This is a genomic window from Collinsella sp. AF08-23, assembly GCF_003479805.1.
GTDB lineage: Bacteria > Actinomycetota > Coriobacteriia > Coriobacteriales > Coriobacteriaceae > Collinsella.
Genome location: NZ_QUHV01000015.1, coordinates 26,267 through 48,898, shown reverse-complemented (window position 1 = coordinate 48,898; position 22,632 = coordinate 26,267). Strand labels below are relative to the sequence as shown.

Annotated in this window: 22 protein-coding genes and 3 tRNA genes; 19 read left to right on the top strand and 6 right to left on the bottom strand. The window is 63.8% G+C overall.

The window, feature by feature from the left end:
- Positions 1-14: 14 nt before the first annotated feature.
- A tRNA-Glu gene (locus DWV48_RS08295) sits at positions 15-91 on the top strand.
- Between the two features lie 266 nt (positions 92-357).
- On the top strand, positions 358-882 hold the full coding sequence (locus tag DWV48_RS08290; protein WP_118654338.1) for a biotin transporter BioY: 525 nt from the start codon (positions 358-360) through the stop codon (positions 880-882).
- Between the two features lie 65 nt (positions 883-947).
- Here the strand turns inward: DWV48_RS08290 and DWV48_RS08285 are convergent, their stop codons facing one another.
- From DWV48_RS08285 to DWV48_RS08260, 6 genes are all read right to left on the bottom strand, one after another.
- Positions 948-3,149, bottom strand: a complete 2,202-nt coding sequence (locus tag DWV48_RS08285; protein WP_158574854.1) for a MurT ligase domain-containing protein — start codon at positions 3,147-3,149, stop codon at positions 948-950.
- 84 nt (positions 3,150-3,233) lie between these two features.
- The gene (locus tag DWV48_RS08280; RefSeq protein WP_199588939.1) at positions 3,234-4,028 is read right to left on the bottom strand and encodes a hypothetical protein; all 795 of its coding nucleotides are present in this window, start codon (positions 4,026-4,028) and stop codon (positions 3,234-3,236) included.
- A gap of 3 nt (positions 4,029-4,031) precedes the next feature.
- Positions 4,032-4,484 (bottom strand): peptidylprolyl isomerase, encoded by a 453-nt coding sequence (locus tag DWV48_RS08275; RefSeq protein ID WP_118654336.1) that lies wholly within the window; start codon positions 4,482-4,484, stop codon positions 4,032-4,034.
- Between the two features lie 75 nt (positions 4,485-4,559).
- Positions 4,560-5,585 (bottom strand): hypothetical protein, encoded by a 1,026-nt coding sequence (locus DWV48_RS08270; RefSeq protein WP_118654335.1) that lies wholly within the window; start codon positions 5,583-5,585, stop codon positions 4,560-4,562.
- Positions 5,585-6,670 (bottom strand): hypothetical protein, encoded by a 1,086-nt coding sequence (locus tag DWV48_RS08265; protein WP_118654334.1) that lies wholly within the window; start codon positions 6,668-6,670, stop codon positions 5,585-5,587. Before DWV48_RS08265 ends, DWV48_RS08270 begins: the two co-directional genes overlap by 1 nt.
- Before the next feature lie 195 nt (positions 6,671-6,865).
- Positions 6,866-7,282, bottom strand: coding sequence for a NusG domain II-containing protein (locus DWV48_RS08260; protein WP_118654333.1), 417 nt, complete (start codon positions 7,280-7,282; stop codon positions 6,866-6,868).
- Positions 7,283-7,562: 280 nt separating this feature from the next.
- On the opposite strand from DWV48_RS08260, the gene DWV48_RS08255 reads away from it, so the two are divergent.
- The 17 genes from DWV48_RS08255 (at position 7,563) to greA (ending at position 22,619) form a co-directional block, all read left to right on the top strand.
- Positions 7,563-8,777, top strand: a complete 1,215-nt coding sequence (locus DWV48_RS08255) for an iron-containing alcohol dehydrogenase (RefSeq protein WP_118654332.1) — start codon at positions 7,563-7,565, stop codon at positions 8,775-8,777.
- Between the two features lie 657 nt (positions 8,778-9,434).
- On the top strand, positions 9,435-10,430 hold the full coding sequence (locus DWV48_RS08250) for a hypothetical protein (protein ID WP_233546242.1): 996 nt from the start codon (positions 9,435-9,437) through the stop codon (positions 10,428-10,430).
- Between the two features lie 383 nt (positions 10,431-10,813).
- Positions 10,814-11,881, top strand: a complete 1,068-nt coding sequence (gene argC, locus DWV48_RS08245) for an N-acetyl-gamma-glutamyl-phosphate reductase (protein WP_118654330.1) — start codon at positions 10,814-10,816, stop codon at positions 11,879-11,881.
- A 26-nt stretch (positions 11,882-11,907) separates the two neighbouring features.
- Entirely contained in the window at positions 11,908-13,197 is a 1,290-nt protein-coding gene (gene argJ / locus DWV48_RS08240; RefSeq protein WP_118654329.1) for a bifunctional glutamate N-acetyltransferase/amino-acid acetyltransferase ArgJ, read from the top strand.
- Positions 13,198-13,206: 9 nt separating this feature from the next.
- Complete coding sequence (argB, locus tag DWV48_RS08235) at positions 13,207-14,205, top strand: acetylglutamate kinase (RefSeq protein ID WP_118654328.1); 999 nt, start codon at positions 13,207-13,209, stop codon at positions 14,203-14,205.
- Positions 14,206-14,223: 18 nt separating this feature from the next.
- Complete coding sequence (locus DWV48_RS08230; protein ID WP_118654327.1) at positions 14,224-15,507, top strand: aminotransferase class III-fold pyridoxal phosphate-dependent enzyme; 1,284 nt, start codon at positions 14,224-14,226, stop codon at positions 15,505-15,507.
- Between the two features lie 23 nt (positions 15,508-15,530).
- Positions 15,531-15,606 (top strand) — tRNA-Val (locus DWV48_RS08225).
- A gap of 274 nt (positions 15,607-15,880) precedes the next feature.
- Positions 15,881-16,804 (top strand): HAD family hydrolase, encoded by a 924-nt coding sequence (locus DWV48_RS08220; RefSeq protein WP_118654326.1) that lies wholly within the window; start codon positions 15,881-15,883, stop codon positions 16,802-16,804.
- A gap of 92 nt (positions 16,805-16,896) precedes the next feature.
- Positions 16,897-17,775: a glutamate racemase gene (murI, locus tag DWV48_RS08215; protein ID WP_118654325.1), complete on the top strand. Its 879-nt coding sequence runs from the start codon at positions 16,897-16,899 to the stop codon at positions 17,773-17,775.
- A gap of 172 nt (positions 17,776-17,947) precedes the next feature.
- On the top strand, positions 17,948-18,682 hold the full coding sequence (rph, locus tag DWV48_RS08210) for a ribonuclease PH (RefSeq protein ID WP_118654324.1): 735 nt from the start codon (positions 17,948-17,950) through the stop codon (positions 18,680-18,682).
- 94 nt (positions 18,683-18,776) lie between these two features.
- On the top strand, positions 18,777-19,442 hold the full coding sequence (rdgB, locus tag DWV48_RS08205; protein ID WP_118654323.1) for an RdgB/HAM1 family non-canonical purine NTP pyrophosphatase: 666 nt from the start codon (positions 18,777-18,779) through the stop codon (positions 19,440-19,442).
- 1 nt (position 19,443) lies between these two features.
- Complete coding sequence (dtd, locus tag DWV48_RS08200; RefSeq protein WP_118654322.1) at positions 19,444-19,890, top strand: D-aminoacyl-tRNA deacylase; 447 nt, start codon at positions 19,444-19,446, stop codon at positions 19,888-19,890.
- Positions 19,891-20,148: 258 nt separating this feature from the next.
- Complete coding sequence (locus DWV48_RS08195; protein WP_118654321.1) at positions 20,149-20,445, top strand: Veg family protein; 297 nt, start codon at positions 20,149-20,151, stop codon at positions 20,443-20,445.
- Positions 20,446-21,429: a 4-(cytidine 5'-diphospho)-2-C-methyl-D-erythritol kinase gene (ispE, locus tag DWV48_RS08190; RefSeq protein WP_199588938.1), complete on the top strand. Its 984-nt coding sequence runs from the start codon at positions 20,446-20,448 to the stop codon at positions 21,427-21,429. It begins immediately after the preceding gene.
- Between the two features lie 36 nt (positions 21,430-21,465).
- Positions 21,466-21,542, top strand: a tRNA-Pro gene (locus tag DWV48_RS08185).
- A gap of 257 nt (positions 21,543-21,799) precedes the next feature.
- Complete coding sequence (locus DWV48_RS08180) at positions 21,800-22,051, top strand: twin-arginine translocase TatA/TatE family subunit (RefSeq protein ID WP_118654320.1); 252 nt, start codon at positions 21,800-21,802, stop codon at positions 22,049-22,051.
- A 97-nt stretch (positions 22,052-22,148) separates the two neighbouring features.
- Positions 22,149-22,619: a transcription elongation factor GreA gene (greA, locus tag DWV48_RS08175; RefSeq protein WP_118654319.1), complete on the top strand. Its 471-nt coding sequence runs from the start codon at positions 22,149-22,151 to the stop codon at positions 22,617-22,619.
- The last annotated feature ends 13 nt before the right edge of the window (positions 22,620-22,632 follow it).

Sequence of the window (22,632 nt, the reverse complement as noted above, 5' to 3'; positions counted from 1 at the left end):
TACTCTTGCGCGCTGTCCCCATCGTCTAGCGGCCAAGGACGCCACCCTTTCAAGGTGGATATCACGGGTTCGAATCCCGTTGGGGGCACCATCGAATTGCCAGCCCGGATCCCTTGCGGGATTCGGGCTTGTTACGTTGACGGGCCGGGGTTCGAACCCATTGGGGTCGCGAGACTGAGGAAACGCGCGAGCGTTTCCCAGCGAGCGTGCGAGGGCGCTATGCGCCCGAAGCCGCGGACGGCGCAGCCGGACGCGAATCCCGTTGGGGGCACCATCGAATTGCCAGCCCGGATCCCTTGCGGGATTCGGGCTTGTTGTTGTAACGGGGCTCGTTCTTTTCATGAATGGGGGAGCAACATGGACGCCAAGCGTATTGCCCGTGCCGGACTCATGGTGGCGCTATTGGCGGCTTCCGCCCAGGTCATGCTGCCTTTTGGCCCCGTGCCCTTCACCTTGCAGACGTTCGTGCTCGCCATGATCCCCGCCGTGCTCGATCGCCGCACGGCGGTCCTTACGGTTGTCGCGTACGTCTTGCTCGGCGCCGTTGGCCTTCCGGTTTTCTCCGGCTTCATGGGAGGCTTCGGTGCGCTTGCGGGCCCCACGGGCGGTTTTCTGTGGGGATTCATCCTGGGCATGGTAGCAGCCGGCGTTCTGGACAGGGCGCTTCCGGCACGTATCCCCGCGTACCCGCGTGCCCTCGCATCCGCCGCTGTGTTGCTGCTCGTTTCGTATGTATGCGGCACCGTCCAGCTCATGGCGTTTCTGTCGATCGACCTGTGGGGCGCGCTTGCCATCGCGGTGGCTCCCTTCATCATCCCCGATGCCGTCAAGCTCGTCTGCGGCGCGCGGGTCGGGGTGTCCGTTGCCCGCGTCTTGCCATAAAAACGCGCGCCACGGGACGTGACGCGCGCATCTTCGAATATGTGCCACAGGGACTGGCGGCTGCGTTAACCAAGCAGTTTCATCGCCGCCTCGTGTGCGGCGTGCTCGCAGGCATCGTCGAGCATGGCGAGTGGCAACAGCTCTCGCGCCTGTATGTTACCGCCGCGCCCGCGGCGCTCGAGGGCTCGCGTGATGAGCCAATCGGCGAGCTCGGGGTTCTTGGAGAGCGCGGGTCCGTGGAGGTATGTTCCCACCAGGTTGCGGTGGAGGCATCCCTCAGAGCCGTCTTGACCGTTGTTGCCGGTGCCCTCGAGCACTGAGGTGCCGAGCGGATGCTCGCAGGCGTCGAGCACCGTGCGTCCGCCGTGGTTTTCAAACCCTACGAACGGGGCGTCGGCGATATCGGTTTTCACCGCGACGTTGCCCGTGAGGCGGCCTTCGCCACGTACCGTGTCGGCGGCGATGATGCCCAGCCCCTCAACCTTTTCATCGCCCATGTAATACGAGCGCCCGAGGAGCTGGTAGCTGCCGCAGATTGCGAGAACGACGCCATCATCCTCAACGTAGCCCTGCAGCTCGTCGCGCTGGTGGCGCAGCTCGTTGGCAACGGCGAGCTGGTCGCGGTCGGCACCGCCGCCTATGAGCACGATGTCCGCCGTGGACAGGTCGAGCACATCGCCCATGTGCACGTCGTCAACCTCGACGGGAATGCCCCGCCACCTGCAGCGGCGTTCGAGGATGATGGCATTGCCGCCATCGCCGTACAGGTTCAAGGCGTCGGGATAGAGGTGGACGATGCGCAACGGACGGCCCAGGTCGAGCATCTTGTCCGAGTGCGGGGTGTCGTCGTCATCGTGGATGGCCGTCACATCGATGGACACGGTTTTCGCATCGCCGGTCACGACGTCCCCGAGCCCCTCGAGCTCCTTGACGATTGGGGGGAACGCGGTGTAGTTGGCAACGGCATGAAGGACCTCGCCGACATCCTCACCCGCCAAGGTATCGATGACATCGCCGATGCTATTAACGAGCGAGGCGTCGATGCCGGCGTACTTGAGGCGAACCTGCAGGTCGTGCGCGCGCGATCCGCCCGCAAAGGCGCGTACGCCGGGAGCGCTCAGACATTCGAAGTCAACGTCCCAAATCCACGAGACGTCGCGTCCGTCCGCATCTGCGTCGTTGAGGTAGAAGGCCATGAGTTTGCCGCCCGAGGCCTTGATCTGCTGGATCTGACGATCGAAGCCCACGGGATTCTTGGCCAGGTCGGTCGCGACGATGCGCCCCTTCGCCTGCCAACGCGTCATGCGCCCTCCGGTGGGCACATAAGTGTCGAGGACGCCCTGGAAGCGGCTGGAATCGCCGTCGAGCGCGTCGAGGACCCAGGCGGCGGTCCAAGCGGCGGTGATGTTGTAGACCATGTACAGGCCGTTGTATCTGGTGGAGAGGGGCGCGGTCTGCGAGGACCCGTCTTGCTGCGCCTTCAATTCGAAGGAATAACCGGTGCTGCTGAGGTGCACGTTCGAGGCCCCCGAGGCGAGGTCGGGGCGCCTCCAGCCACAGGCGGGGCAGTGGTAGGAGCCCAGCTGACCGTATTGGATGTAGTCGTATTCGAGCGGGGCGTTGCAGTGGGCGCAGAAGCGCGATTCGGCGATGTGCGAGGCCTCGCCGCCGGTGGGGCCATCGAGCCCAAAGGGAAGCGAGGGATTGGGCACGCGGTCGGCGATGGAGGCGCACAGCGGGTCGTCGGCATTGAAGATCAGCGTGGTCGTTGGCGACAAGGCGAGCGCCTGCGCGATGACGTCCTGGGTATGGTCGATCTCCCCATAGCGGTCGAGCTGGTCGCGGAACAGGTTGAGCAAGACGAAATACGTGGGCTTGAGGCGCGGCAGGATGCGCACGGTGTACAGCTCGTCGCACTCGAACACGCCCACGCGGCGCTTGCCGGCGGTTCGACGTCGATTGGAGTTCGCCTCGAGCAGGGTGCCCGTGATACCGGTCTCCATGTTGTTTCCCGCTCGGTTGCACACGCAGACGGCTCCGCTCGCCGCCACGGCATCGGCTATGAGGTTCGTCGTGGTGGTCTTGCCGTTCGTGCCGGTGATGACCACGCTTGCGTCCAGGAGGCCGGCAAGATCGGCGACGAGTTCGGGGTCGATGGAAAGGGCGAGCTTGCCGGGCAGTGCACCGCCGTTACGATGGAGGACGGAGCGGAGCCCCCAGCGGGCAAGGTCGGCGGTGACGGTTGCGATGTTCGATCTGATGCTCATGAGAGCTCCTATCGTGACGGGGATGTCATGTGCCTGGCGTTCGATCCCGCCTTCCATGGTGGAGGGCCGGGGAGAACGACGGGCTTACTGGCTGGCAGCTGCGTATCGGGCGCGGCTGCGCTCCTCGGGTGTCATGCGGCTGCGCGGGGAGTAGATGACGTGTGTGCGGCAGCACTCGACGCACAGATCGCATCCGGCGCAGGCATCTGCGTCGATGCGGAACACGGGCGGCTCAAAGCTAATCGCCGGGCAGCCGGTGATTTGCTGGCAGCGGTGGCAGCTCATGCAGGCGTATGCATCGATCTCGGCGGGCTCCGCCTCGTATTCGCCGCGCTGGATTTGGGCGCAGGGCGAGGCGAACACCACGGCGTGGACGCCGGGGCGCGCCAAGGCACCGCAGAGAACGCCCGCGGCGCGTTGGCTGTCGAACGGATCCACGATCACGGCGTCGCCGCAACCCAGGGCGAGGGCACGTTCCGCCAGTCCTTCGATGGCCTCACGCGTGAGGAATGCGCGGCTGGATGCGAGCACGGCAAGGATGGTGACCCGTCCCTCTGCGGAAAGCCCCGCGAGTTCGGCTGATTCGTCATCACGGGCGAGCGCGGCGTCGGGCACGAAGTGGATGCACGCCTCGCAGGAGGGTTCCTGCGGTGTACCGCCCTGGGGCACAGGCACCTTGTAGCGGTCGAGCAGCGCCTCTTCGCCGCCTACGCACGTGCAGGCGGCCGGGTGCATGGAGCCAACGGCGGCGCAGCCTGCGTCGCCGCAGATAACGCGGGCGCGTCCACGCCCAAGTGCCTCCCTACATGCCACGTATGCCGCGCGGTGGGGGCAACCCGGGCACGCCACGCCGCGCCGGATGGGATGGGACGTCACCATGGTCTACGCCTCCTCATCGGTATAGGGCTCACGGCTCACGAGCGAGAGTTCGAAGGTGAGGGTGTGCCCGGCCATGGGATGGTTGAAGTCAAACAGCGTGTCGCCGTCGTCGGCCACGCGCATCACGCGTGCGAGTTGCTGGTAGCCCTCGCCGTTCATGAGGTAGATGAGTTGCCCGGGTACCAGTTCCTCATAGTTTGGAATCTCGATCGTGGGCATGACGTACAGAAGGCGCGGGTCGTGCTCACCGTAGGCGTCCCTGGGCGCAAGGGTCACGGTCTTCTTCTCGCCGGGCTCCATGCCGAGCACCGCGACCTCGAAGCCTGGGACGACCTCGTGGTTTCCCTCGACATATGTGAGCGGCGTGCGGCCCTCGGTGGTATCGAAGACCTCGCCGTCCTCAAATGAGCCGGTGTAGTGCACGGTGACGCGGTGCTTGAGCGAAAAATCCTGCACGGGCGGTTCCTCCGGAATCGATTGGCAACCCGATAAGCGTATCACGGATGGCCCGGTGCCCGGCGCGCATGGGGGCTAGAACCCATGCCGTAACGCGAACTCCTCGGCACGCTCTCGGATTCCCTCGACGCCCTCCGCCCATGCGGCGAAATCGGGCGTGTCGGCGATGATGCCGTCGGCCTCCCACACGGCTTGGTGCGACAAGTCCCATGCCTCGAGGGCCGCGGGCCGCACGGGCAGGTACGGGTCGTGGTAGGTCGGGTTGATGAGGAAGAACGCCCCGCCGTCGCAGCGCGCCGCGAAATCACGGAGCGCACGGCGCGCGCTGCGACGCTGTCCGAGCTTGTAGAGCAAGATGGTGCGTCCCAAGAGGAACCACGGCAGGTCCTCGGCGCCCTCACCCGCATCGCGCGCAGCCGCGAAGAACCCGTCTTCGTCCTCCAGACGCGCGAGTGCGAGGAAGAGCGTGCCCACGGCGAGGTTGGGGTAGCCGTGCGCGCGCATCACCGTGCGGGCGTACGAGGCGGCGGCGCGGTAGCGGGCTGTGAAGATGCATCCTTGGGCGAGCGCCTCAACGGTGTGAAGCCAGCCGATGACCTCGGGGTCGCGTGCGGTGAGCTCCCCGGCATCCTCGCTTGCCGCGAGTGCGCTTTCACGCCATAGCCCCTCGATATCGGGGTCGAATCCCGGACGGGACATCACGAGTCTCTCCCGAGTTTCACGTTCGAGCTGGAGCATATCGCCCAGGCAGGCATCGAGGGGCACCTCGGCGAGCTGTATGGCGACGAGCCTCGCGTCGACGCAGTGGGGGTCCGTTCGCATGATCGCCGCGAGCTGGGTGCGGGCACGCTCGAAGAGCGCGCTGCGGTCGCGTTCGAAATCTCCGTCGGGCAGGTCCTCCATGCGGAGCAACCCGTCGAGGAGCTCCTCCTGCACGCGCATGTACGACACGAGGGCCCGCGCGCCGTCATCGGTTGCATAGCGATCGGGATCGCGCTCGATCTGTTCGTGAACGAGTTCGCGCGCCGCGTTCGTGAGCTCGGGATGGGCGAGGGCGTAGCGATGTTCAAGGTACGCGGGAACGTATGCACGTGGATTCATCAGTTCTCGCCTCCGGGTGCGTTGCCGCGCGTCTCGGTGTGGGGGAGCGGGTCGCGTGCGTCGAGGGAACGCTGCACCAGGTCGTGTTCGGCGATCCACAACGCAAAGCTCGCCGAATCGGGCGTGCCCATCCCTTCTTGCAGGAGCGGCGTCGCCTCCGAGAGGGCCAGCACCAGCTCATCCTCGCTGCCGGGTTGCACATTCACGCGCGAGAACACGCCGTCGGGGAATTCTGCCTGGAAGTAGAGGGATTGGGCACTGCGAGGGTACACGCGCATGAGCGTTCGCAACGCCGTCGTGGCCCCTGCCATGTCGAAGGAGCGGTATGCCAGGCTCATCTGCGCGATAAGGCTCCACGCGTCCGGTGCGTGGCCGCCGGGTTGTGTGCGGCGCGAGGCGCTCTTGCCCGCAAGTTGATAGGCGGCTGCATGGCGCGAACGGTAGCGTTTGAGTTCCTCGGGCGCCACCTCGAGCTTGGCGAGCGCGAGCATGCCGGTGTGGCGAATGCCCGCCATGTCGAGTGGGTAGGCTCTCAGGCCCTCCTCGGCGCACATGAGGGCCATGCGGTACTGCCCGGCGATGAACAGCCGCGAGGCGAGCATGGCAATCCAGCGTTGGAGGGGCCGCTGCCCCAAATCGCGCGCGAACTCCTCTTCGTAGGGGTTCGATGCGTCCTCGAGGAGGTGCTCGACGTCGCGTTCGACATCTGCGCGATGGTCGAGCAGATAGGAGATGAGTTCGTCGTCCGATTCCGATTGCAGGGTGGCGAGCATGCGCTGGGCATCCCAATTGCGCGGGTCGAGCTCGGTCGCCTCGCGCAGGTAGTTCTCCGCAATGTCGAACTGCGCCTCGGCGTCCTGTTCGGTCGGTGCGAACGGCGCACGGTAGTCGACGACCTCCGTTGCCTTGGATACCAAGTGAAACGAGCGCTCACGATCGGTGTGGATGAGCGACGAGGGGTCGTTTTGGAACGCCTCGGAGGCACGATCGATGTACAAGGGGTCTTGGAGGAGCTGAACGCCTTCGCGTTCCATATTGGCGAGGATGAGGCGAAGGCAGTCCTCCTGGATGGGGTCGAATGCCATGGGTCTCTCCTTTCCGGTTGACTGGTGGCGTGGGCCTGGTCGTTCGTGATGGTCGCGGGACGTGGCTCCGGGGCCCGAGGTATATATCCGCACGTACGGCTCTTATTCGTTATCGAACTAGTGTAGCCGTTTTCTTCTTGCCCATGGCGTGCGTCCCTTTGGGCTCACGCCATTGGCTTGCAGGACGTTGACGCGTCAATGAAGGACGGTCGCCTGTGACTCGTCTTGAACGATTTCGACGACGAGTCCGTGGGGAAGGCATACGATTTCTTCTCCAACGCCCGCAATGGGGTCATGCTCGACACAGACCTGGTTGTTGCAGTTGGCGCTCTCGACCTTTACGGTGCCGTTCGCGATGCGAATGGTGTTGAGGCCTTCGTGCGCATCGGGCCCCGTTCCCGTCCCGGGCGTTTCGACCACATATGTCGTCTCCGTGGAGAGCGGGTCGGTGCGGCGGAAGCCCTCTTTGGTCTGGGTAACCACGAGCTCGCCGCTCGCCGAAAAATCGCCAGCGTTTGCGGAGTTTGCCAACCACCAGATTCCACCTATGACGGCTGCCAGCAAAAGACCAGTAAAAAGGAGGATATCCCCCGTTTTGATGCGCGTTTTCATACACGTTCCCTTTCGCGACCTGCTGCTAAGAGGGCGAAGTATGCAAGAAGCCTAACAGATTTCGAACCTAGTCGGATGGGCGCACGCGATATGATGTGAGCGTCTGTGATTGAACGATTTACCACGCTCTCGTTAGGCACTCGGGAATCCGCGGGGGGCGCCCCCTCGGGCACCTGTTTGGGCCCGAGCGGTGAAACCGGTCGATCTGCGGGCATAGTCCATGTGGGGCTAACGGTGCCCCGCGCAAACGCGGTTGATTCCGCGAAATGGGAGGTAAGTAATGGGACGTTTCACCAATCCTCGCGACCTGTATTTTGGTGAGGGTGCTCGCCACGAGGTCAAGAACCTCAAGGGCTCCAAAGCCATGATCGTGACTGGCGGCGGCTCCATGCGCCGTGGCGGCTTTTTGCAGGACGTCGAGGCGGACCTTAAGGAGGCCGGTTTCGAGGTCGAGATCTTCGAGGGCGTCGAGTCCGACCCGTCCGTCGAGACGGTCATGAAGGGCGCCAAGGCCATGGAGGCCTTCCAGCCCGACTGGATTATCGGCATCGGCGGCGGTTCCCCGATCGACGCCGCCAAGGCCATGTGGCTGTTCTACGAGTATCCCGAGGAGACCTTCGAGCAGGCCGTCGTGCCCTTCTCCTTCCCCGAGCTCCGCACCAAGGCCAAGTTCTGCGCCATCGCCTCCACCTCCGGCACCGCGACCGAGGTCACCGCGTTCTCCGTCATCACCGACTACGAGAAGGGCATCAAGTATCCGCTGGCCGACTTCAACATCACGCCCGACGTCGCCATCGTCGACCCCGAGCTCACCTACACCATGCCGGCCAAGCTCTGCGCCCACACCGGTATGGACGCGCTGACCCATGCCATCGAGGCCTATGTCTCGACCGCCGGCTCCATGTACACCGACGGCAACGCGCTGCACGCCATCCGCGAGATCGTCGAGTGGCTGCCCAAGTCCTACCAGGGCGACCATGAGGCCCGCGCCCACATGCACGACGCCCAGTGCATCGCCGGCATCGCCTTCTCCTCCGGCCTGCTCGGCATCGTCCACTCCATGGCCCACAAGACCGGCGCCGCATTCTCCGGCGACCACATCATCCACGGTTGCGCCAACGCCATGTACCTCGGCAAGGTCATCCAGTTCAACGCGAAGGACGAGCGCGCCAAGAGCCGCTACGCCTTCATCGCCAAGGACATCCTGCATCTCGAGGGTGAGACCGAGGACGAGCTCGTGGAGGCCCTTGTCCAGAAGATCCGCGACCTCAACGACGCTCTCGACATCCCGCAGGGTATCAAGAACTACGGCCAGTACGGCGTGAAGGCCGACGAGTCTATCATCGACTACGATGAGTTCGAGGCCAAGAAGTCCGAGGTTGCCGCCAACGCCATCCTCGATGCCTGCACCGGTTCCAACCCGCGTATCCCGACGCAGGAGGAGATGGAGCAGCTGCTTGAGTGCGTCTACACGGATACCCCGGTCACGTTCTAGTCTCCCTTGGCGTGCGCGCTGCGTGATTCGCGGCGTGCACGTGCGATGTCATCGCACACATGAGCCGCCCTGGGCAGTTTTGAACTGTCCCAGGGCGGTTTTTTTGATGCTTGTTCTTACGATCGCCCGGTTTCCGCGCCTGCGTCCCGGCCGATGCCGCTGTTGGCCGGCCCCGGCCTCCTTCACTCGACGATGTGAAGAAACGTGGGTTTGAAACGAGTGCATTATTTCAAACCAATGATTTCTCACATAAACGGCCTTGGTAATGTGATTTATCACGGGTTTGAAATGAACGTGCTCATTTCAAACTCGTGTTTCCTCACAATCCAGCAGGACGAGCGGGCGGCCAAGGAGGGTTTGATCGATTTGTCAAGCTCCGAATAGGTCGTACGGCCATATTGGGGGTACAGACGGTCGAAAGAACTTTCAATGTGACGCAAGTCGAGCTCTGATGATGCGATTTCGACCTTTGACCCGACCGTTGGCCGATGAATTGCCACCGCCCATGGATAAAAATACATCGGCTGTGGCACTGAGCTGGGTGTCAGATAATCCCCAACCACGTGCAAGACTCATTCCGTCGTCTCATTGATACCGTAGAGGTTCCGAGGTGTGCGGATGACGGGACGACATATGGGGGACGCAAAACAGCGAGTTTTGGATAAGTTCGACCGGTGTGACCGGCAGGGACTGTGGCTGATGCCGGAGTGCCACGCAGAAGAGGCCTTGCTGCATCGGCTTCGCGCGGCAGGCGAAGTGACCTGCCCCTGTCGAGGCATCTTCGCACGGACCGCGGCGTATGGGTCTGCCCCGCCGCGCGTGCGTTCCTACAAGCTCGTCCGCACTTTGGGCAAAACGCACCCGGAATGGATATTCTGCCTGTATTCCGCTGCGATGGTGCACGGATTGCAGGTTCCGAACCGGCTACTCGACAAGGCGCACGTGGTGTCGGCGCTCCCAAACAGCCCTGCAAGTCCAATCGCGCGCCACACGTGGGCGCTACGCGATGGCGACGTCGTCAAGGTCATGGGAGTGCAGGTGACGTCCCTTCGGAGGACTCTTATCGATTGCCTCTGCGCGGCGCCGTTTAAAGAGGGTCTGGCGATTGTCGACTCCGCATTGCATTGGGGGATGACAAGTGAGGAAGAGCCGAGTCAGTGGCTGGCGGAGGATGGCTTCCGTAAACGGGGTGTTCGCCAGGCACGCGAGACGCTGTTGTGGGCGGATGGGAGAAGTGAGAACGGAGGAGAGTCCATCGCGCGCGCCGCGATGATCGAGCTCGGTTTCCAGCCGCCTGAATTGCAGGTGGAAATAATCGACCCCATGGAACCGGACAACCCGAAGTACGGTGACTTTGGCTGGTGCTTGAGCAACGGCCACTGGATCATCGGCGAGCTGGACGGGCTGGAGAAGTACCGGGCGAGAGCGGCGAATGCCGGCGATATCGATGCGGTGATTCATGCCATGGCGAAGGAGCGCCGTCGGGAGGCGCATATCAACATGGCCAATGCAACGGTGATTCGGTTCTCCATGGAGGAGGTCTACAACGTCGAGTACTTCGAGAACCTGTTGACGACGGCGGGCGTTCCTCGACGGGATTACGTCGACCGGGCGTCACGACAAGGTGCTGCGCGCGGCGGGACATCGCGCTGATATGGCGAATTGAAACAGCGGGGACGATTTCAAACCCATGATTTTTCACATTTTGAGGCTTGGTAATGTGATTTACCAACGGTTTGAAATCGGGACCCTCGTTTCGGAGCTCGCGTTTCGAAGCGCGCGTGTCGGCTTTGTTACGAATGTATAAAAGTGAATGAATCAATCAGAAATGATAATATTTACTGTCAAACTTTCGCAATATTGCAAATGTTTTGATGGGCAATGCATATGGAAGCGACGAACGGCCTCGGGTCGGACAACGGTCCCGGAAGCGGCAGCGGACCAGGGCTCGGCAACGGCCCCGGGAGCGACGCACGGCCCCGGGTCCGGCGGGCGGAGCTGCATCGCAGCGTATACATGGCAGAAGGGCGGAACACATGGCGTATCAGGTAGGAGTCGTTGGCGCAGCGGGGTACGCCGGGGCGGAGCTCGTCCGCTTGCTCCTCGCACACCCGGATTACGAGCTCAAGGCGATAACGTCCAACGCCGATGCCGGTGTGCGGCTCGCGGACATCTACCCCGCGTTTACGGGAGAGACGGACCTCGTGTTCACCAGCCATGACGATCCCGCGCTGATGGCCCTCGATGCGGTGTTCCTTGCCGTCCCGCATACCGCAGCCATGGGGATGGCGCCCAGCCTCTTGGCGCACGGCGTCTCGGTGTTCGACTTGTCCGCGGATTACCGGCTGGCGAGCGCGGAGGTCTACGAGGAATGGTATGGGGTCCCGCACGCCTCGCCCGAACTGCTCGCAGGGCGCGCATTCGGGCTTCCGGAGCTGTTCGCCAAAGATCTCGCCGATGCCCGTGCCAGTTTGGAGACGGGGGAGCCAGCCCTGGTGGCATGCGCGGGGTGCTATCCCACGGCCACGTCGCTGGCGGCTGCTCCGGCGTTGCGCATGGGCTGGTGCCGCGAGGATACGATTGTGGTGGTGGATGCCGTCTCTGGCGTGACGGGCGCGGGAAAGGGCTGCAACGCCCGCACGCATTATTGTTCGGCCGATGAAAATGTCGAGGCATATGGTGTGTGCAAACACCGTCACACGCCGGAGATCGAGCAGATCTTGCAGGCGAAAGACCGTGTGGTGTTCACGCCGCACCTCGCGCCGCTCAAACGCGGACTGCTGTCCACCGTGACGCTGAGGCTCACGCAGGAGGCGGCAGCTATGGATGTTGAGGAGGCCGTCGAGGCGTACCGCTCGTTTTACGAGGATGCGCCCCTTGTCACCGTGCTCGATGCGGGCGCCATGCCGCGAACTGCCTCAGTGGCGGGCACGTGCCGGTGCCAGATCGGCCTCGCCGTGGACCCGCGCACGGGAGTGCTGGTGGCAACGGGAGCCATCGACAACTTGTGCAAGGGGGCTGCCGGTCAAGCTGTGCAGTGCGCCAATATCGTCTTTGGGCTCGAGGAGCGACGAGGTTTGCCGCTTGTCGCCATGCCAGTCTAGCCAAAACGAGTCCTAAGGGATGCATTATGAACACGACCTTCAACACGACCTCGACATCTTCCGCCGTATCGTTGCGCCCCATCGCTCGGGGCGGCGTGACGAGTGCGCAGGGCTTCACCGCCGCCGGCGTCCATGCCGGTTTTCGAAAGAACCCGGGCCGCGCCGACCTCGCGCTCGTGGTCGCCGACCGCCCCGTTGCCGCAGCCGGCGTCTTTACCACCAACCGGTTCTGCGCAGCCCCCGTGCAGGTGAGCCGCGAGCAGCTCGGCGGAATCGAGCACGGATATGGCACGATGCGCGCTGTGGTCATCAACTCCGGTAACGCCAACGCTGCGACGGGGGAGCCCGGTCTCGCCATCGCACGGGAGACCTGTGGCGTCGTCGCGGATGCCCTAGGTTGCAAGGCAGGTGAGGTGCTTGTCGCCTCGACGGGGGTCATCGGTGTCCCCCTCGATATCGAGCCCTTCGAGCAAGGGGTCCCGCAAGCGGCGGCGGCGCTTTCGCGCGAGGGCGCCCATGATGCGGCCCGCGCGATCATGACGACTGATACGCATGCCAAGGAGTACGCGGTTGCGTACGAGAGCACGGCGCCGGGTTTTGAGGGCTGCGCGTTCACTGTGGGCGGTATGTGCAAGGGCTCGGGCATGATCATGCCGAACATGGCGACCATGATCGCCGTCATCACCACCGACGCCCCCGTTCAGCCCGCCGCCCTGCACGAGATCTTGCTCTCGCAGGTGCGTGTGACATTCAACAAGGTGACCGTCGATTCGGACAGCTCCACCAACGACACGTGTGTGATATTCGCCTCGGGTGACGCGGCACCGGGCGTTGCGCTCATCGAGCAGGGGACGCCGGCCTACGCCGAGCTGTGCCAAGCGGTCCATGCCGTGTGCGAGAACCTTGCCCGTGCAATCGCCGCGGACGGCGAGGGTGCCTCGAAGCTCGTGACCGTGAACGTTCACGGTGCCGCTACCAAAGCCGATGCCGATACCGCCGCCCGTTCCGTTGCCAATTCGCCGCTGGTCAAGACTGCGATCGCCGGTCACGATTGCAACTGGGGGCGCATTGCGGCGGCCCTTGGCAAATGCGGGGTGCCGTTCGATCAGAGCCGGGTCGACATCGACATCATGGGGATGCCCGTGTGTCGTGCCGGCCTCACCGTGCCCTTCGATGAGGCCGAGGCCCTGCGACGATTCGAGGAGCCCGAGATCGTCATCGAGGCCAACCTGGGCGCGGGCACGTGCTCCACGACGGTGTGGACCTGCGACCTCACGCACGAATACGTGTCCATCAACGCCGATTACCGTTCCTAGGAGCAAGTCATGAAATACGCACGCGACAGCAGGACCTCGCTTTCAAGCGAGGAGACCGCGCAGCTGCTCTTCGAGGCGCTGCCTTGGATGAAGAACCTGACGGGCAAGACGGTCGTCATCAAGTACGGCGGCGCCGCGATGGTGGACGAGCGCCTGCGTGCCGATGTGATGAGCGACATCGTGCTGCTCAAGATCATGGGGATGAAGCCGGTCATCGTCCACGGCGGTGGTAAGGATATCAACGCCGCGCTCAAGCGGCACGAGATCCCCGTGGAGTTCCGCGGCGGCCAGCGCGTTACGAGCAATGAGGCGATGGAGCTCGTGCGCGAGGTGCTCGTGGGAAAGGTAAACGGACAGCTCGTGTCGGCGGTCAACCAGCACGGCAATCTTGCCGTGGGCGTGTCGGGCTCCGATGCGGGAACGATTGTGGCCGAGCAGCTCGCGCCCGAGTTGGGCCGTGTGGGGCGCATTGTCCGCATCAACGGCGGCTACCTTAACAACCTGGTCGAGAACGACTACATTCCCGTCGTCGCGACCGTGGGCGTTGGCGAGGACGGCGGCTTTTACAACATCAACGCCGATGTCGCCGCAGGGCACATAGCCGCTGCGCTTGGCGCCCACAAGGTGATCTTCCTCACGGACGTCGACGGCCTGTACGAGGACTTTTCCGATAAGTCCTCCCTCATATCGAACCTCACGGTCGACGAGACGCGCGCCATGTTGAAGGACGGTGCGATCGACGCGGGCATGATCCCCAAGCTCGAGAGCTGCATCGCCGCCCTCGCCGGCGGCGTGCTGCGCGCCCACATCATCAACGGGACCATGCCGCATTCGCTGCTGCTGGAGCTGCTCACCGACGCGGGCATCGGCACGGTGATTCACGCGTCCCGCAATGCCTACGAATACGACCGCCATCCCGATCCGTCGGCGTATGACGCCGAGGCCTGCGCGCCGTCTTCGCCAGCACCGCTTGACGCGTTTTCCGCGCGCTTGACCGAGAACAGCTAAACGAGAAAGGGGAGGCGTATGTCGCTTGCGGCTCAACAGACGCTCGAGTCTTCATATGTAATGCACACCTTCGGCAGGTCGGAGGTAGAGTTCGTCGGCGGTCACGGCATGACGCTCGTCGACGACGCGGGACGCGAGTACCTTGATTTTCTCGCGGGAATCGGCGTGTGCTGCCTGGGTCATGGGCACCCGGCGGTTTCGCGTGCCGTGGGGGAGCAGGCGGATCGGCTGGCGCACGTGTCGAACTACTTCTATATCGAGCATCGAGGCGAGGTGGCGGCGCTCATCTCCAAGCTTGCCAACGGCGATGTGGAGGGTGCGCGGGCATTGGCTCATGCCATGGATGCAGGTGATGAGGAGGCGGTGCGCGCCGCGTCTGCCCCGGCGGAGGGCGAGCAGGTGTGGAAGACATTCTTTGCGAACTCGGGTGCGGAGGCAAATGAGGGTTCGATGAAGCTCGCTCGCCTGTACGCCAAGCGTGTCGGCAACGGCGGTAACACGATCGTGTGCCTGCGCGGCGGTTTTCACGGGCGCACGCTCGAGACCATCGCGGCGACCATGCAAGATTGGCTGCAGGATAGCTTCCGGCCGTTGCCGGGCGGCTTTGCGGCGTGCACGCCGAACGACGTTGATGAGCTGAGGGCCATCTTCGATGCCCTGGGCGATGAGATCTGCGCCGTCATGCTCGAACCCATCCAGGGGGAGAGCGGCGTGCATCCGCTCACGCGCGAGTTCATGGAGGCAGCGCGCGACGTGGCGCATGAGCATGGAGCGCTGCTCATTGCCGATGAGGTCCAGACGGGCATCTTCCGCTCCGGCAAACCGTTTGCGTTCCAGGTTCTCGGGGTAGAGCCCGACATCATGAGCCTGGCAAAGGGTATCGCCGGCGGCGTTCCGGCGGGGGCGTGTGTGGCCAAGAAGGAGATTGCCGACGTGTTCCGTCCCGGCGACCACGGGTCGACGTTCGGCGGGAGCTGCTTGGCAGTTGCGGCGGCGGCAGCCGTGCTTTGCGAACTCACGCTCGGCGCATATGACGACCGCGCCGCCGAGGTGGGAGCCTATTTTGCGGAGCGTCTTGGCAGCTTGGATGCGGTTCGCGAGGTGCGTGGCATCGGCCTCATGGTGGGCTGCGATATCGCCGAGGATGTGGGAGATGCCCATGATGTGGTGGCGGCGATGCTCGCGGAGGGCTTCGTGATCAACGCTACGGGCCCGCATACGCTGCGGTTCCTACCCCCGCTCATCTGCGGTACTGCGGATATCGACCGGCTCATTTCCGCTCTCACTCGCGTTTTGGCCTAGTTGCCGCTATACTGTTCACCCACGGGCGATTGGCGCAACGGTTAGCGCAGGTGCTTTACACGCACAAGGCTGGGGGTTCGAATCCCTCATCGCCCACCATAGAACGTCAACGCGGGGGTCACGGCGCCCCCGCGTTTTTGTTTGAATTGCGCGGATTCGAACCCCGTTCGGGGTGCGGAGCTGAGGAAACGGCGCGAGCCGTTTTCCAGCGCAGCCCGCAAGGCGCGCGAGCGCCGCGGCGGGAGGAGGGCGGCGCCAGCCGCCCGGCGAATCCCTCATCGCCCACCCATGTTTTTGAACGCGGGGGCAGAGAGTGCCCTCGCATTTTTGTTTATGATGGTGAGGACGAACCTGCATCGCGAGAAAGGCTGCCATGAGCGACTTCGACCTCTCGAACTATCCCGTCCTGCCGTGCGAACCCACGGGTGGGCTGCACGACAAGCTCGCCCGCGTGAAATACGTCTTCACCGACCTCGACGCCACTATGCTGGCGCCTGGCTCCTGCGCCCTCTCGGACAACGACGGCAACCCGTCAACCACACTCGTCGAGGCCATCGTCGCCCTCAAGCGCGCCGGTATCGAGATCATCCCGTGTTCCGGCCGTGCCCGCGTGATGATGCACGAGGACTCCCGCATCCTCGGTTTCAACTCTTACATCGGCGAGATGGGCGGCCTGCTCATGCTCGACTTGAAGGCGAACCGGTGGGAGTACTTTACCGGCGACATGCCCTACGACCCCGATTGCGGCCTCACACCGCATCAGGTCATCGAGCGGGCAGGCGTGTGCCAGGGCATCATCGATCGCTGGCCGGGGCGCATCGAGTACCACAACGACATGGCCAACGGCATCAAGTACCGCGAGGTCACCGTCGGCATGCGCGGCGAGGTGCCGGACGATCAGGCACAGGCGATGATCGACGTCGCCGGGCTCGGTCTCGTGTGGGGCAACAACGGCTATCTCACCCACGTGTCCAAGCCCACCACCCTCGACCTCGGCGAGGACGGTCCCGGTCGCGCCTTCAACATCATGCCCGCCGGCCTCAACAAGGGCCGCGGCATCGAGCGCTTTTGCGAGCTGTGCGGCATCGACCGCTCCGAGACCCTCGCCATCGGCGATTCCGAGTCCGACTTCCTCGCCGCCCCCTACGTGGGGACCTTCGTGTGCGTGGAAAATGCGCTCAAGGACCCGGCTGCGCCCGCGCTCATCGAGGAGAACGACAACGTCTACATCACGCGCGGCAAAGTCGTCGAGGGTTGGATCGCGATGGCGAACGCCCTGCTGGCGGCTAAGGCGTAGAAAGACCACGCGGGATTGCCCCGTATCGCGCAGGCGAAATATCACACGGTGCCGCTCCGCACGGTGGGCACGGCAAGAGGGGAGAGCGTTTGATGCTCGATAGCGAACGACCGATCGGTGTATTCGATTCCGGTTTGGGTGGGCTCACGGTGGCACGTTGCATCGCCGAGGCGCTGCCGCATGAATCGATCTATTACGTGGGTGACACCAAGCGCTGCCCGTATGGCGTGCGTTCCGAGGAGGAGGTCCGCTCGTTCGTCCTCCAGGCGGGGCGCTGGCTGGCCGAGCGCGACATCAAGATCATGGTGATCGCCTGCAACACCGCGACGGCGGCGGGTCTGCGCATCGCACAGCAGATCCTGCCCGTACCCGTGATCGGCGTGATCGCGCCCGGAGCGCGCGCCGCCATCAATTCGACCCGCACCCGCAAGGTCGGCGTGCTCGCCACGCCGCTCACCGTGCGTACCGGTGCCTATACGCGCGCCATTCAGGACTTGGACGCGGGCGTCGACGTGTATGGCTGCCCCGCTCCCAGCTTCGTCGAGATGGTCGAGCGTGAGCTTGCCACCGGGGCCCACCTGCAGGAGCGCTGGCTCCAAGACGGCGACATCTTCGACACGCCGGAGAACCGCGTGGAAGTGGAGCGCACGTTGGCGCCGATTGTCGATGGCGGGGCCAAGGTGGATACCGTGGTCTTGGGCTGCACGCATTTCCCGCTGCTTGCAGGACCCATTCGTCATGCGCTCGGCCCGGGCGTGCGCGTTGTGTCCTCTGCGGAGGAGACCACGCGTGAGCTCGAGGACATCTTGCGTCGCCGCGACCAGCTGGCGCCGGAGCCCGTCCGTCCCGAGCATCGCTTTGCCACCACGTCCGACAACATTGCCGAGTTTGCCGCGGCCGGCAGCTTCATCTTCGGTCAACCGCTCAGGAGCATCGAGCATATCGCACTCGACGAGCTTCGCGGGCTGTAGGGACCGCTGCGGGGACCGCCCCGTGGGCAAGACCGAGGCGGGCCGCGAACGTTGAGTGCCGTTCGCCCGTCAGCCTGAAGTCGGCTGCCCGCGTTTGGTGAGACCCCAACCCATATACGACTCACAGGTACGTGTCGCGCCATGCGCGCTCAGATCGAAAGGAACGAAATCCATGGACCGCATGCTCATCGACCGCTCATACGGCCGCGCAGCAAACGAGATGCGCCCCGTCAATCTCACCCGCGACGTCATGAAGAACGCACTGGGCTCCTGCCTGGTTGAATTCGGCGATACGAAGGTGCTATGCGCCGCCACGATCGAGGAGGGCGTGCCCGGCTGGCGCAAGGCGAGCCGCCAGGGTTGGGTCACTGCGGAGTACGCCATGCTTCCCGCGTCCACCAATCGTCGTACTCGTCGCGAGACGAATAGCCGCAAGGGCCGCTCCATGGAGATCGAGCGCCTGATCGGCCGCAGCCTGCGCACCGTGGTGAACATGAAGGCCCTCGGGGAGTGCACCGTCACCGTGGACTGCGACGTTATTCAGGCCGATGGCGGTACGCGCACGGCCAGCGTCACCGGCGCCTGGGTCGCGCTCCACGACGCGCTCATGGCCTGGGTGGAGGCGGGGAAGATCTCCCGTCTACCCCTCACCGGCCAGGTCGCCGCCGTTTCCATGGGCCTCGTGGACGGCTGCGAGCTGCTCGACCTCGATTATTCCGAGGACAGCCATGCCGAGATCGACATGAACCTCGTCGCCACGGATTCCGGTCAGATCATCGAGATCCAGGGCACCGGAGAGCAGACGCCTTTCGACCGCGCGCGCCTCAACCGGCTGATCGACCTCGGGGAGCTCGGCATACGGGAGCTCATCGACCTGCAGAACGACGTGACGGCCTTCCGCGACTGAGGAATGCGGGGCGCCCAGGTTCCCACTCGACCCATCAGACGCCCGTCCGGGCGCACGTAAATCGACAGAGCACATGAGAGGACAGGAGGCGCACATGGCGCTGGATAAGATCGACATCGATACCCTCGACTCCGAGCGCACCATCGTGGTGGCGACGGGCAACGCCCACAAGCTCACGGAGATCGAGGCGATTCTGGGCGCGGTCCTGCCCGAGGTCCGCTTCGTCGCCCTGGGACAACTCGGGGACTTCGAGGACCCGGAGGAGAACGGGACGACCTTCGTGGAGAACGCCATCATCAAGGCCGAGGCCGCCGTCGCGGCGACGGGGCTCGCCGCTATCGCCGACGACTCCGGCCTCGTGGTCGATGCGCTCGACGGAGAACCTGGCGTCTATTCCGCCCGCTATGCCGGCGTTCACGGTGACGATGCCGCGAACAATGCCAAGCTCCTGAGGAATCTCGGTGATACGCCGGATGTGGAGCGCACCGCACGGTTCATGAGCGTCATCGCCCTCATCGAGCCCTCGGGTGCCGTCCTCACCGGCACGGGAGCCTGCGAGGGTACTATCGGCCATGAGGGCCGCGGTGACCACGGCTTCGGCTACGACCCGCTGTTCCTGCCGGACGACACGCCCGGCAAGACCATGGCCGAGCTCATGCCAGAGGAGAAGAACGCCATCAGCCATAGGTTCCACGCGTTGCAGGACCTCTCGCGCCAGCTCGTCGGCTCGGCGGGCGACGCCGCGGCGGAGGGCCGCTGACGTGCGCGCCGTCGTCCAGCGCGTGTCTCATGCCCGTGTGAGCATTGGCGGCGAGCTCGTGGGGTCCATACGCCGCGGGTACCTCATCTTGCTCGGCGTTGGTCATGCCGACACGCGTGAGACTGCCGAGAAGCTCTGGGGCAAGATCTTTGCCCTGCGCATCAACGATGACGCGGAAGGCAAGACCAACCTCGCCCTCGACGATGTAGCGGGCGAGGTTCTCGTCGTGTCGCAGTTCACGCTGTTCGCCAACTGCAAAAAGGGCCGCCGCCCGTCCTTCACCGAGGCCGCGCCCCCGGCGCAAGCAACGGAGCTCTACGAGTACTTCGTCAGTCTCGCCCGAGCCGATGTGCCGCACGTCGCGACAGGCCGCTTTGGAGCCAACATGCAGGTGGAACTCGTCAACGACGGCCCCTTCACCATCGTCCTCGACACCGACGAGCTGTAACTCGCAAGACGAATCGACACCCACCCCGGCACACCGATTGCCGGGATTGCCTATGCCCACCGGGAGATTGCCTATGGAAAACATCCTTTTCGCAAGTCCAAAGGGACGAACGTCATAGGCAATCTCCCCCGTGCCATAGGCAATGTTGTGCCCATGGCCGGCGTGACCTTGAGGGACACGCCGTCTCCCTGCTATACTTCCAGCGTTTGTATATTTTGGGTGCAATCTGTACTTTTGCGCCCCAACGGAGGCTATAGCATGGAAGAGCTGGAAGTTAACCACGTCGCGGAGATTCAGGATGCGCTTGCTGGAATGGTCGGCGACCGTGTGAAGGTTAAGGCCAACATGGGCCGAACCCGCGTTATCGAGCGCATGGGCGTCATCAAGGGCGTGCACCCTGCCGTGTTCATCATCGAGGTCGACGAGCGTCGTGGTCGCAAGTCCCGCCAGTCGTATCAGTACGTCGACGTGCTCACGGGTACGGTCGAGCTGTTCGACCCCGAGAGCGGCGAGCACATCTTCACCCCGCTTGGCACGCAGCTCGAGGAGCACTAGATGTCGGCGACCGGTCAAATGACGGGCACTGTGCCCAACCCGGCGTTCGACCCGTATCGCGCAACCGCTCGTGCGCAGGGCACCATAGCCCCGCAGGGCCGGTTCATGCTTATCACCGCGCCCGCCAAGATCAATCTGTACTTGGGGGTTCATGAGGGCACTGGCGAAGACGGCTACCACCGTGTCGATACGGTCATGACGACGCTCGACCTCACGGACACCTTGGCCATCGCGCCGTCCGATCGCCTCATGGTCAAGACGGTGCCCGAGGCCGATTTTCCGCAGGAGAGCAACACCGCCTACAAGGCCGCCGTCGCGATGGGCAAGGCGTTCGATCGCGAACCGAACTTCGCCATCCTCATTGACAAGCATATTCCCATCCGCGCAGGACTCGGTGGTCCGTCCACCGACGCCGCTGCGACTATCATGGGTATCTGCCGCTATTGGGGTGTTGACCCGCGTGATGAACGCATCGATGCCGTGGCTCGTTCCATCGGCGCCGATGTGCCGTTCTTCCTCTACGGGCCACCCGCCCACCTGGATGGACGCGGAGATCGCATGAGCGAGTTGTTCCGCCCGCTCACCGGCACTCCTGTGGCTCTGGTCAAACCCATGACGGGTGGCGTGTCCACGGTCGAGGCATACCGCCGATTCGACGAGGCCCCCGTTGCGGCCAGCCCGCTCGAGCCCATGCTCGAGGCGATGCGGTCCCACGACGAACAGGCCATCTTCGAGCATGTCTCGAACAACCTTGCACCGATCGCGCGCGAACTGTGCCCCCAGATCGGCGAGATCGTGGACTGGATGCGCGAGCAACCCGACGTCCGCGCGGTCGATGTCTGCGGTTCCGGCGCGACCGTCTTTGCCGTGTGCAACACGCAGATGGCGGCCGAAAAGATTGGCATCGCGGCCATGAAGGAGCATGGTTGGTGGGCGCAAGCTGCGAAGATGGAAAAAACTGGACCAATTATCGCCGTGGGCTAGATTTTCATCCGAGGCTTTGATACTATAGCGAAGCTTCGGGTTGTGGCTCAGCTTGGTAGAGCACCGCGTTCGGGACGCGGGGGTCGCTGGTTCAAATCCAGTCAACCCGACCATCGATTTTTACAGGGTCGCCTTCGGGCGGCCCTGTTGCGTAAGGGGCTCTGCGAATGCTGGCATATGGCAAGAAGCGTGCAAGGCCCCATAGATTGTCTAGAAGCCGTTTACCGAGTCCTTACGAAGGGCCTCGATCGCCCGTGTAAAATAGGCGGATGTTGTGCAGAGCCATGGCGGCGGGTTATACTCATTCGAGCTGTAACGCGCACGGTGTTTCGCCGTTCACGCCAAACGGAAAGTTTCTGGGAGGAAATGTATGTTCCCTAAAGGTTTTGAGTGGGTTGTCATCCTGATCGTCGCCCTGCTGATCTTCGGTCCCAAGAACCTGCCTAAACTCGGCAAGTCCCTGGGCAAGACCGTCAAGAACATCCGTGAGGGCATGTCTGGCGAGGAGTCCACCACCGAGGACGCCGAAGTCGTCGAGGAGGACGACGAGGTCGCCCAGCTCGAGGCTCAGCTCGCCGAGGCCAAGGCCAAGAAGGAAGCCGCTGCCAAGGACGCCGAGTAACCCGCTCGCAAAAGGGTTGATCGCGGCCGGTTGACCCGCTTTGGGTTCACCGGTCGCTTTGCTGTTATTCTGCACAATAAGAAGAGGAGTTCGACGCATGGATGCAAGCCAGATCGTACTGACCGCCGAAGGCCGCAAGAAGCTCGAAGAGGAGCTCGCCTATCTCGAGGGTGAGAAGGCCAAGGAGATCGTCGAGCACATCAAAGAGGCCCGTGCGTTCGGCGACCTTTCCGAGAATGCCGAGTACGATGCGGCCAAGGAAGACCAGGCCCGCAACGCCGCCCGTATCGCCGAGATTCGCGCCACACTCGCCAACGCTCAGGACGCCGTCGCCGGCTCCAATGCGATCGTCTCCATTGGCAGCATCGTGACGCTGATTGACGGCGACGGCGAGGTCTCCGACTTCACCATCGTCGGTACCACCGAGACCAACGTGCTTGAGCACAAGATTTCCAACGAGTCTCCGGTCGGCCGTGCCATCATCGGTCATGCCGAGGGCGAGAGCGTTGAGGTCGTGCTTGCATCTGGCAAGAAGCGCGTTTTCACCATCGCCAAGATCACGCGCTAGGGTTCGCGCTCCG

What these genes read in the sequence shown, in the direction of transcription:
- rph (WP_118654324.1), top strand. Translation starts at nt 17,948, where the DNA reads ATGGACCGCATGCTCATCGACCGCTCATACGGCCGCGCAGCAAACGAG.
- DWV48_RS08285 (WP_158574854.1), bottom strand. Translation starts at nt 3,149, where the DNA reads ATGAGCATCAGATCGAACATCGCAACCGTCACCGCCGACCTTGCCCGC.
- argC (WP_118654330.1), top strand. Translation starts at nt 10,814, where the DNA reads ATGGCGTATCAGGTAGGAGTCGTTGGCGCAGCGGGGTACGCCGGGGCG.
- argJ (WP_118654329.1), top strand. Translation starts at nt 11,908, where the DNA reads ATGAACACGACCTTCAACACGACCTCGACATCTTCCGCCGTATCGTTG.
- DWV48_RS08195 (WP_118654321.1), top strand. Translation starts at nt 20,149, where the DNA reads ATGGAAGAGCTGGAAGTTAACCACGTCGCGGAGATTCAGGATGCGCTT.
- DWV48_RS08280 (WP_199588939.1), bottom strand. Translation starts at nt 4,028, where the DNA reads ATGGTGACGTCCCATCCCATCCGGCGCGGCGTGGCGTGCCCGGGTTGC.
- DWV48_RS08220 (WP_118654326.1), top strand. Translation starts at nt 15,881, where the DNA reads ATGAGCGACTTCGACCTCTCGAACTATCCCGTCCTGCCGTGCGAACCC.
- ispE (WP_199588938.1), top strand. Translation starts at nt 20,446, where the DNA reads ATGTCGGCGACCGGTCAAATGACGGGCACTGTGCCCAACCCGGCGTTC.
- DWV48_RS08230 (WP_118654327.1), top strand. Translation starts at nt 14,224, where the DNA reads ATGTCGCTTGCGGCTCAACAGACGCTCGAGTCTTCATATGTAATGCAC.
- argB (WP_118654328.1), top strand. Translation starts at nt 13,207, where the DNA reads ATGAAATACGCACGCGACAGCAGGACCTCGCTTTCAAGCGAGGAGACC.
- DWV48_RS08270 (WP_118654335.1), bottom strand. Translation starts at nt 5,585, where the DNA reads ATGAATCCACGTGCATACGTTCCCGCGTACCTTGAACATCGCTACGCC.
- murI (WP_118654325.1), top strand. Translation starts at nt 16,897, where the DNA reads ATGCTCGATAGCGAACGACCGATCGGTGTATTCGATTCCGGTTTGGGT.
- rdgB (WP_118654323.1), top strand. Translation starts at nt 18,777, where the DNA reads ATGGCGCTGGATAAGATCGACATCGATACCCTCGACTCCGAGCGCACC.
- DWV48_RS08255 (WP_118654332.1), top strand. Translation starts at nt 7,563, where the DNA reads ATGGGACGTTTCACCAATCCTCGCGACCTGTATTTTGGTGAGGGTGCT.
- DWV48_RS08290 (WP_118654338.1), top strand. Translation starts at nt 358, where the DNA reads ATGGACGCCAAGCGTATTGCCCGTGCCGGACTCATGGTGGCGCTATTG.
- greA (WP_118654319.1), top strand. Translation starts at nt 22,149, where the DNA reads ATGGATGCAAGCCAGATCGTACTGACCGCCGAAGGCCGCAAGAAGCTC.
- DWV48_RS08180 (WP_118654320.1), top strand. Translation starts at nt 21,800, where the DNA reads ATGTTCCCTAAAGGTTTTGAGTGGGTTGTCATCCTGATCGTCGCCCTG.
- DWV48_RS08265 (WP_118654334.1), bottom strand. Translation starts at nt 6,670, where the DNA reads ATGGCATTCGACCCCATCCAGGAGGACTGCCTTCGCCTCATCCTCGCC.
- DWV48_RS08260 (WP_118654333.1), bottom strand. Translation starts at nt 7,282, where the DNA reads ATGAAAACGCGCATCAAAACGGGGGATATCCTCCTTTTTACTGGTCTT.